This is a genomic window from Pseudomonas sp. SJZ080 (assembly GCF_007828295.1).
Taxonomy (GTDB): domain Bacteria; phylum Pseudomonadota; class Gammaproteobacteria; order Pseudomonadales; family Pseudomonadaceae; genus Aquipseudomonas; species Aquipseudomonas migulae_A.
Window position 1 is genome coordinate 346,720 of the sequence record NZ_VIUK01000004.1, and the last position, 7,435, is coordinate 354,154.

The 7,435-nt window shown below is 59.1% G+C and carries 9 protein-coding genes; 3 read left to right on the forward strand and 6 right to left on the reverse strand.

Features of this window, described 5'->3' with window-relative positions; translation table 11 throughout:
* Positions 1-25 precede the first annotated feature (25 nt).
* On the forward strand, positions 26-1,834 hold the full coding sequence (locus FBY04_RS08745) for an aminopeptidase P family protein (RefSeq protein ID WP_145314988.1): 1,809 nt from the start codon (positions 26-28) through the stop codon (positions 1,832-1,834).
* Here FBY04_RS08745 and FBY04_RS08750 read toward each other — a convergent pair.
* The gene (locus tag FBY04_RS08750) at positions 1,827-2,747 is read right to left on the reverse strand and encodes a LysR family transcriptional regulator (RefSeq protein ID WP_178118264.1); all 921 of its coding nucleotides are present in this window, start codon (positions 2,745-2,747) and stop codon (positions 1,827-1,829) included. The genes FBY04_RS08745 and FBY04_RS08750 overlap by 8 nt on opposite strands.
* A 104-nt stretch (positions 2,748-2,851) precedes the next feature.
* On the opposite strand from FBY04_RS08750, the gene FBY04_RS08755 reads away from it, so the two are divergent.
* The gene (locus FBY04_RS08755; protein WP_145314990.1) at positions 2,852-3,850 is read left to right on the forward strand and encodes a zinc-dependent alcohol dehydrogenase family protein; all 999 of its coding nucleotides are present in this window, start codon (positions 2,852-2,854) and stop codon (positions 3,848-3,850) included.
* Here FBY04_RS08755 and FBY04_RS08760 read toward each other — a convergent pair.
* Together FBY04_RS08760 and FBY04_RS08765 are read right to left on the reverse strand one after the other, a co-directional pair.
* Positions 3,847-4,437: a 2-hydroxychromene-2-carboxylate isomerase gene (locus FBY04_RS08760; RefSeq protein WP_145314991.1), complete on the reverse strand. Its 591-nt coding sequence runs from the start codon at positions 4,435-4,437 to the stop codon at positions 3,847-3,849. The genes FBY04_RS08755 and FBY04_RS08760 overlap by 4 nt on opposite strands.
* Positions 4,438-4,473: 36 nt before the next feature.
* Positions 4,474-5,202: an SDR family oxidoreductase gene (locus tag FBY04_RS08765; RefSeq protein ID WP_145314992.1), complete on the reverse strand. Its 729-nt coding sequence runs from the start codon at positions 5,200-5,202 to the stop codon at positions 4,474-4,476.
* A 92-nt stretch (positions 5,203-5,294) separates the two neighbouring features.
* Between FBY04_RS08765 and FBY04_RS08770 the strand changes: the two genes are divergently transcribed.
* Complete coding sequence (locus FBY04_RS08770; protein WP_145314993.1) at positions 5,295-5,855, forward strand: TetR/AcrR family transcriptional regulator; 561 nt, start codon at positions 5,295-5,297, stop codon at positions 5,853-5,855.
* A 15-nt stretch (positions 5,856-5,870) separates the two neighbouring features.
* Here FBY04_RS08770 and FBY04_RS08775 read toward each other — a convergent pair whose 3' ends face one another.
* The 3 genes from FBY04_RS08775 to FBY04_RS32520 form a co-directional block, all read right to left on the reverse strand.
* Entirely contained in the window at positions 5,871-6,152 is a 282-nt protein-coding gene (locus FBY04_RS08775) for a hypothetical protein (protein ID WP_145314994.1), read from the reverse strand.
* 170 nt (positions 6,153-6,322) lie between these two features.
* A complete protein-coding gene (gene rhtA / locus FBY04_RS08780) occupies positions 6,323-7,210 on the reverse strand; it encodes a threonine/homoserine exporter RhtA (RefSeq protein ID WP_084323504.1) in 888 nt (295 codons plus the stop codon).
* On the reverse strand, positions 7,207-7,435 hold a 229-nt coding region (locus FBY04_RS32520; protein WP_218571653.1), incomplete at its 5' end, for a hypothetical protein. The genes FBY04_RS32520 and rhtA, both read right to left, overlap by 4 nt.

Consider the following 7,435-nt stretch of genomic DNA (forward strand, 5'->3'; position numbering starts at 1 on the left):
GATGAAGTGATTAGCAGGAGACATGATGAGTACGCAGCCTTCGATCAACGGATCGGTGCCCGAGCGCCTGGCGCACACCCGCGAGCTGATGAGTCGGGAGGGCATTCATGCCCTGCTGGTGCCGTCGGCCGACCCACACTTGTCGGAATACCTGCCGGGTTACTGGCAGGGGCGGCAATGGTTGTCGGGTTTCCACGGTTCGGTCGGCACGCTGATCGTGACACCGGATTTCGCCGGCGTCTGGGCGGACAGCCGTTATTGGGAGCAAGCGACCAAGGAACTCAAGGGCAGTGGCATCGAACTGGTCAAGCTGCAACCGGGTCAGCCCGGGCCGCTGGACTGGCTGGCCGAGCAAACCCCTGAAGGCGGCGTCGTCGCGGTGGACGGTGCGGTGATGGCCGTGGCCTCGGCGCGTACGCTGGGTGGCAAACTGGAGGAGCGCGGCGCCCGTCTGCGTACCGACATCGATCTGTTGAGCACAGTCTGGAGCGATCGCCCGACGCTGCCCAACGAACCGATCTATCAGCACTTGCCGCCTCAGGCGACGGTCAGCCGTGGTGAGAAACTCGCCAACCTGCGCGAGGTGTTGAAAGAGCGGGGGGCCGATTGGCATTTCATCGCCACCCTCGACGACATCGCCTGGCTGTTCAACCTGCGCGGCGGCGATGTGTCGTTCAACCCGGTGTTCGTTTCCTTTGCGCTGATCAGCCAGCAACAGGCCACCCTGTTCGTGGCCCTGAGCAAAGTCAGCGCCGAGCTGCGCGCGATCCTCGAACAGGACGGCGTAACCCTGCGCGACTACAGCGAAGTGGCCGACGCCTTGCGTGCGGTGCCGAGCGGCGCGAGCCTGCAAGTCGATCCGGCACGCGTCACCGCCGGTTTGCTGGAGAACCTGAACAGCGGCGTGAAACTGGTCGAAGGCCTGAACCCGACGACATTGGCCAAATCGCAGAAAAGCCTGGCCGATGCCGAGCACATCCGTAAGGCCATGGAGCAGGATGGCGCGGCGCTGTGCGAATTCTTCGCCTGGCTGGAGTCGGCGTGGGGCCGTGAACGCATCACCGAACTGACCATCGACGAACACCTGACCGCAGCGCGCACCCGTCGTCCGGATTACGTGTCGTTGAGTTTCAACACCATTGCCGCGTTCAATGCCAATGGTGCGATGCCGCATTACCACGCCACTGAAGAAGAGCACGCGGTGATCGAAGGCGACGGTCTGTTGCTGATCGACTCCGGTGGCCAATACCTGGGCGGCACCACCGACATCACGCGGATGGTGCCGGTCGGTACGCCAACCGATGAGCAGAAGCGCGATTGCACGCGAGTGCTCAAGGGCGTCATTGCGCTGTCCCGTGCGCAATTCCCTCGGGGCATTTTGTCGCCGTTGCTGGACTCCATCGCCCGTGCGCCGATCTGGGCGGAAAGCGTCGATTACGGTCACGGCACCGGGCACGGCGTCGGCTACTTCCTCAACGTTCACGAGGGGCCGCAAGTGATTGCCTACCAAGCCGCGGCGGCACCACAAACCGCGATGCAACCAGGCATGATCACCTCCATCGAGCCGGGTACTTACCGTCCGGGCCGCTGGGGCGTACGGATCGAGAACCTGGTGTTGAACCGTGAAGCGGGCAAGAGTGAATTCGGCGAGTTCCTGAAATTCGAAACCCTGACCCTGTGCCCGATTGATACCCGCTGCCTCGAGCCGTCGCTGCTGACGTCGGACGAAAAACAATGGTTCAACGCGTACCACGCCGAGGTGCGCGAACGCTTGAGTCCGTTGCTCGACGGCGCAGCGCTGGAGTGGTTGAACACTCGAACGGCCGCTATCTGATCGGCCTGAGTTCAGGCGCTGATTGCAGCGCCTGGCTCATGTAATCGACGAAGGCTTTGACCCTGGCGGATTGGCGACGATTCGCCGGGGACACGGCATGGATCGGCAACGACTGCGCAATGTAGTCCGGCAGGATCGCCATCACTCGCCCGGCTTTCAAATCCTCGCTGAACAGCCATACCGGCGACAGCGCAATCCCCAGTCCCCCTAACACCATCTCGCGGATCGCCTCCGAGTTGTTGCTTTGTGCGTTGCCCTTGATCCGCACTTCGTGGCGCTGGGCATCTTTGTCGTAACTCCACAGGTTCTGACTGTTCAGCAGGTTGAACTGCAGGCAGTTGTGCCCGCTCAGTTCTTCCGGTGATCGCGGTTGACCGTGTTGCTTGAGGTAGTCCGGCGCTGCGACGGTCACTCGATGAGTGGTGCCGATGTGGCGGGCGATCAGGCCGCTGTCGTGCAGCTCGCCGATTCTGATCGTGACGTCCAGCCCTTCGCGGACCAGGTCCTGGTTTTGATCACTCAGTTGCAGATCAATTTCGATGCCGGGATGGCGTGTCAGAAATTCCGTCAGGCGCGGGGCAATCTGCAAGCGCCCGAAACTCACCGACGAACCGATGCGCAGGTGACCGGCAATGCGCTCCCTGCCGGACTGGAAGCTGTGCTCAGCTGCATCGACGGCCGCGAGGATTTGTCGACATTCATCGTAGTAGCGCTGACCTTCATCGGTCAGGGAAAGCTGACGGGTGCTGCGGGCGATCAGTTTTCCACCCAGTTCGGTTTCCAGCGCCTTTAACACTTTGCTGATGGTTGGCTGGCTGGTCCGCATCTCTCGGGCAACGGCAGAAAAGCTGCCGCGTTCGACGACTCGGACGAAGATCGCCATTGCATTGAGTTTGTCCACGGGGTTTCTCATTGATGCCAAATAGGCATGCTTACTATAGCTATATGGCGTCTTATCGGTATGAGTGAACAGGAGGAAGATTTATCCCACAGACACCTCTGACGGGAATAGGCGAAATGACTGACTTGATTGAAATGCGCGCTCTGATTGTCGACTCGGCTAATGCACCGCTACGCTTGGCCTCCATTCAACGACCGGTGCCCGAAGCGGGGCAGGTGCTGGTCAGGATCAAGGCCAGCGGGGTGAACCCGCTGGACGGGAAAATCCGCGCCGGCCAGGCGGCTCATGCACGTCAGCCGTTGCCGGCGACAGTGGGCATCGATCTGGCGGGAATTGTTGAAGTTGTGGGGGAGGGTGTAACCGGATGGCTGCCGGGCGACGAGGTTTATGGCATGGCCACCGGAATTGGCGGTGCGCAGGGCTCATTGGCGGAATACGCAGCGGTCGATGCCCGGTTGCTGGCGCGCAAGCCAGGCAATTTAAGCCTGCGTGAAGCGGCGGGCTTGCCGCTGGTGCTGATTACTGCGTGGGAAGGATTGGTGGATCGGGCGCGGGTGCGGCCGGGCCAGAAGGTGCTGATTCACGGTGGGGCGGGTGGTGTAGGTCATGTAGCGATACAAATTGCCCGGGCCTTCGGTGCTCAGGTGTTTGCTACAGGTTCGGCAGGGAAGCAGGCAATCATTGAAGGTTTCGGCGCGACGTTTATCGATTATCGCCAGTCTTCGGTCGAGGAATATGTAGCGCAGCATACGGATGGGGAGGGCTTCGATATCGTCTATGACACGGTCGGTGGCGAAACCCTGGACGCATCATTCAAGGCGGCGCGGCTGTATCACGGCCATGTGTTGAGTTGCCTCGGTTGGGGGCAGCACAGTCTGGCGCCGCTTTCGTTTCGCGGGGCAACGTATTCGGGCGTGTTCACGTTGTTGCCGCTGCTCACCGGTGTCGGGCGCGAGCATCACGGGGAGATTCTTCGCGAGACGGCGCGGTTGATAGAGGCGGGCAAGCTGATGCCATTGATGGATCCTCGGACGTTCACACTGGAAACCGCCGAGGCCGCCCATGAGCTGCTCGCTTCGGGCGCGGCTCAGGGGCGGTTGGTCATCGAGATTTAAGCCAAGGCTTCACGGATGAAGTCCAGTCGATCCTGGCCGAAGTACAGCTGGTTATCGACAAACATGCTGGGTGCGCCGAACACGCCTCGTTGCACCGCTTTCTCGGTGTTGTTCTTGAGCGTGGCTTTGACGTCTTCATCAGCCGTCAGAGCCAGCACTTCAGTGGGATCAAAGCCGTTCTGCGTCAGCACGGCGGCGACGGTCGCCAGGTCAGCGAGGTTGCGACCCTCAACCCAAATCGCACGGAACAGGCAGTCGATAAAGGCCTGGAAGCGTTCTGGATGGCGCAGTTGCATGCCGGTGACCGCGCGCATCAGCATGAGTGTATTGATGGGAAAGTTGGGATTGAACTTCAGCGGCACGCCATAGCGTTTGGCGTAACGGTCCAGGTCCTGAAACATATAGAGGCCTTTGGCCGGGATGGTCGCTGGCGAAGCATTGCCGGTGGCTTTGAAGATGCCCCCCAGCAGGATTGGAATGTAGATCAGCTGACTGTCGGTCTGCGCGCAGATTTTCGGCAGTTGGGTGTAAGCCAGGTAGGTGGCGGGGCTGCCTAGGTCGAAGTAGAACTCCACGGCTTTGCTCATGGTCGATGCTCTCTGATTATTGTTGTAGGGAGGGCTTTACCAGCGTTCGCTCCAGGGGCGCAGATCCAGCTCGAAGGTCCAGGCATCGCGAGGCTGGCTGTGCAGGTACCAATAATTCTCGGCAATGTGCTCGGGATTGAGGATGCCGTCCTGATCCTTGGTCGCATACTTCTCAGGGAACGTATCCCGAATGAAATCGGTATCGATCGCGCCATCGACGACGACGTGAGCGACGTGAATATTCATCGGCCCCAGTTCGCGGGCCATGCTCTGGGCCAGCGCGCGAATACCATGCTTGGCGCCAGCGAACGCCGCGAAACCTGCCGCGCCACGCATACCGGCGGTAGCACCGGTAAACAGGATCGTGCCCCGTTGACGTTTGGCCATGCGCTTGGCCACTTCACGGGCATTGAGAAAGCCTGAGAAGCAGGCCATTTCCCAGATCTTGAAATATTTGCGAGCGGTTTCTTCGAGAATACTGCACGGCACGTTGGCGCCGATATTGAACACAAACGCTTCGATGGGGCCGATCTGGCTTTCAATCTGCTCGACCAGCGCAATCACGTCCTCTTCCTTGCGCGCGTCGCAGGCAAAGCCATGGGCTTCACCGCCAACAGCATTAATGGTGTCCACCAACGGCTGGAGTTTGTCGGCGCTGCGCCGGGTAACGCACGCGACGAAACCTTCTTGAGCAAAACGTTTGGCGATAGCGCCGCCCGTGGCATCACCTGCGCCAACAACCAGTACGACCTTCTTGTTATTCATGGGTAGATCCCTTTGATGAACGATCGTTAACTAAACGAACGTTATGCTACGATTCGGCAGGCGTCAAGACGATCAATCCTGAGGGAAAGGCAATGCGTTACTCGGCCAGTCACAAACTGGAAACCAGGGAAAAGCTGCTTGAAAGCAGTGCGGTGTCGGCGAAGAAGTCCGGTTTCTCTACGGTCGGTGTCGATGCCTTGATGAAGGCAATTGGCTTGAGTGGCGGAGCGTTCTACAGTCATTTTTCGTCGAAGGATGAACTGTTCGCTTCAATCGTCGAGCGAGAGCTGTGTGAAAGTCTGGAACGTCTCGGGGCGAAACAGGGTCGTGAAAAGCTCGAACGCTGCCTGAAGCACTACCTGAGCATGTCCCATGTCGAACATCCGGAATCCGGTTGTGCGTTGCCGGCATTGGGCGCGGAAATAGCTCGTTCAGACTTGGTGATTCGCCAGCAGGCAGAGAAATGGATTTGTCGGCTTCAGGAGCGTTGGGCGCAGATTCTGGAGAGTGACAGCCTGGCATGGGCCATTCTGTCGCAATGCATCGGTGCGTTGGTTGTAGCGCGGATGCTCGCTACCCCAGAGATTCAGCGCACGGTATTGAAGTCCAGCTACGACGAGATTGGCCGTCAGATTGCAGGCCCGCGAACCTGAAGAGACGGCATCAACCTATTTGCAGATGACGATCATGCTGCGGCTGGTATAGCCGGCGGGATTGAGACCAAACGGGTAATCGCCCGGTTCTTCCACGCCATCTCCGGACTTGGCGATGACTTTGTATCCCTTCGGCGCGCACGAATTGGCGGCGCTGGTGTAGCACTTGTCCCAGGATGACGAGAGCCCGGAACAGTTGACATGCAACCCTTTCTTGCCACGTTTGGTATGGGTTTCCGATGTCGCCGCGCAGCCCGCAACTGCAAGTACGGCGATCAGTATAAAAATTCGTTTCATTGCTGTCCTTAAAGCGTCCCCGGATCTTTGTGCCCGGGTCTGGCTGCACTCGCTTTCTCTCGAAGCGTCTCTGATATCCCTATCTTGAAAAGTCCATGTATGACATTGGGTTGCGGGCCTAAACATGGCCTAAATGCGCGGTAAATACCAGAGCTTCGTCAAATCCTGTATCAATCCGCCGCAACGGCGGGCTTGGCGGCGCTTCCCATGGTCATGGTCGCGCCGACGGAAGCCAGAATGATGCACAGGATAGCCATCCACTGTGACAGTGAAAGGAACTCATGGAGGAACAGTAAACCTGACAGCGCGCCGATCGCTGGTTCAATACTCATCAGTGTTCCGAACGTGCGGGCCGGCATTCGGGTCAGGGCGACCATCTCCAGCGTATACGGCAGGGCGGTGGACAGGATGGCAACGCCGATGGCCACAGGGATCAACGATGGCGTCAGCAGCGCGGCGCCCGCATGAACAATGCCGATAGGCGCGACGAACAGCGCGGCGATGATCACCCCCAGTGCGGCAGTCTGTACGCCGTTGTCGGCACCGGCCTTCTGGCCGAAAAGGATATATAGCGCCCAGCAGACACCGGCACCCAGGGCATAGCCCGCACCAAGCAGATCAAGACTGGCACTTGTTGCTCCTGTCGGTATTAACAGCATCAATCCGATGGCGGCCAAGGCGATCCACAAAAAGTCGATCGCTCGACGCGAGGCATAGATGGCGACCGCCAAGGGGCCGGTGAACTCCAGCGCTACCGCGATGCCCAGAGGAACGGTGCGCAAGGACATATAGAAGAGGAAGTTCATGCCGCCCAGCGCCATTCCGTAGACGATGACGGTACGCAGGGACTTTGTGGTGAGCTTCGCCCGCCACGGGCGCAGAAGCACGATCATGATCAGGCTGGCGAAGATCAATCGCAGGGTCGTCGTTCCTTGAGCGCCGATAACAGGGAACATGCTTTTGGCCAGGGAAGCTCCAGACTGTATCGACGCCATGGCTATTAAGAGCAGGCCCACCGAGAACAGGGTCGAGGCAAGGCTGCGAGGCTGGTCATTCATTGCGTGGCATCGTCCAAGGCAGGGAGCGAAAGAGTTGTTTCAAGTGTTGGGCAATATACTGCGCATTCAAGGCGGGCGCGTCTATATATAAGCGGTGATTTTGAACTTCCTGATAGAAAAGCTAAATCAGGGGTTGACGGCAGATTCTGGAAGTCTATAATTCGCCCCACTTCCGGCGCAGTCGAAACGGAAAACTCCTTGATAAACAAAGAGTTACGCAGTTTT

Bases quoted from the DNA above. Each gene is read 5' to 3' on its own strand.
- FBY04_RS08745 (WP_145314988.1), top strand. From the start codon at position 26: ATGAGTACGCAGCCTTCGATCAACGGATCGGTGCCCGAGCGCCTGGCG.
- FBY04_RS08750 (WP_178118264.1), bottom strand. From the start codon at position 2,747: ATGAGAAACCCCGTGGACAAACTCAATGCAATGGCGATCTTCGTCCGA.
- FBY04_RS08755 (WP_145314990.1), top strand. From the start codon at position 2,852: ATGACTGACTTGATTGAAATGCGCGCTCTGATTGTCGACTCGGCTAAT.
- FBY04_RS08760 (WP_145314991.1), bottom strand. From the start codon at position 4,437: ATGAGCAAAGCCGTGGAGTTCTACTTCGACCTAGGCAGCCCCGCCACC.
- FBY04_RS08765 (WP_145314992.1), bottom strand. From the start codon at position 5,202: ATGAATAACAAGAAGGTCGTACTGGTTGTTGGCGCAGGTGATGCCACG.
- FBY04_RS08770 (WP_145314993.1), top strand. From the start codon at position 5,295: ATGCGTTACTCGGCCAGTCACAAACTGGAAACCAGGGAAAAGCTGCTT.
- FBY04_RS08775 (WP_145314994.1), bottom strand. From the start codon at position 6,152: ATGAAACGAATTTTTATACTGATCGCCGTACTTGCAGTTGCGGGCTGC.
- rhtA (WP_084323504.1), bottom strand. From the start codon at position 7,210: ATGAATGACCAGCCTCGCAGCCTTGCCTCGACCCTGTTCTCGGTGGGC.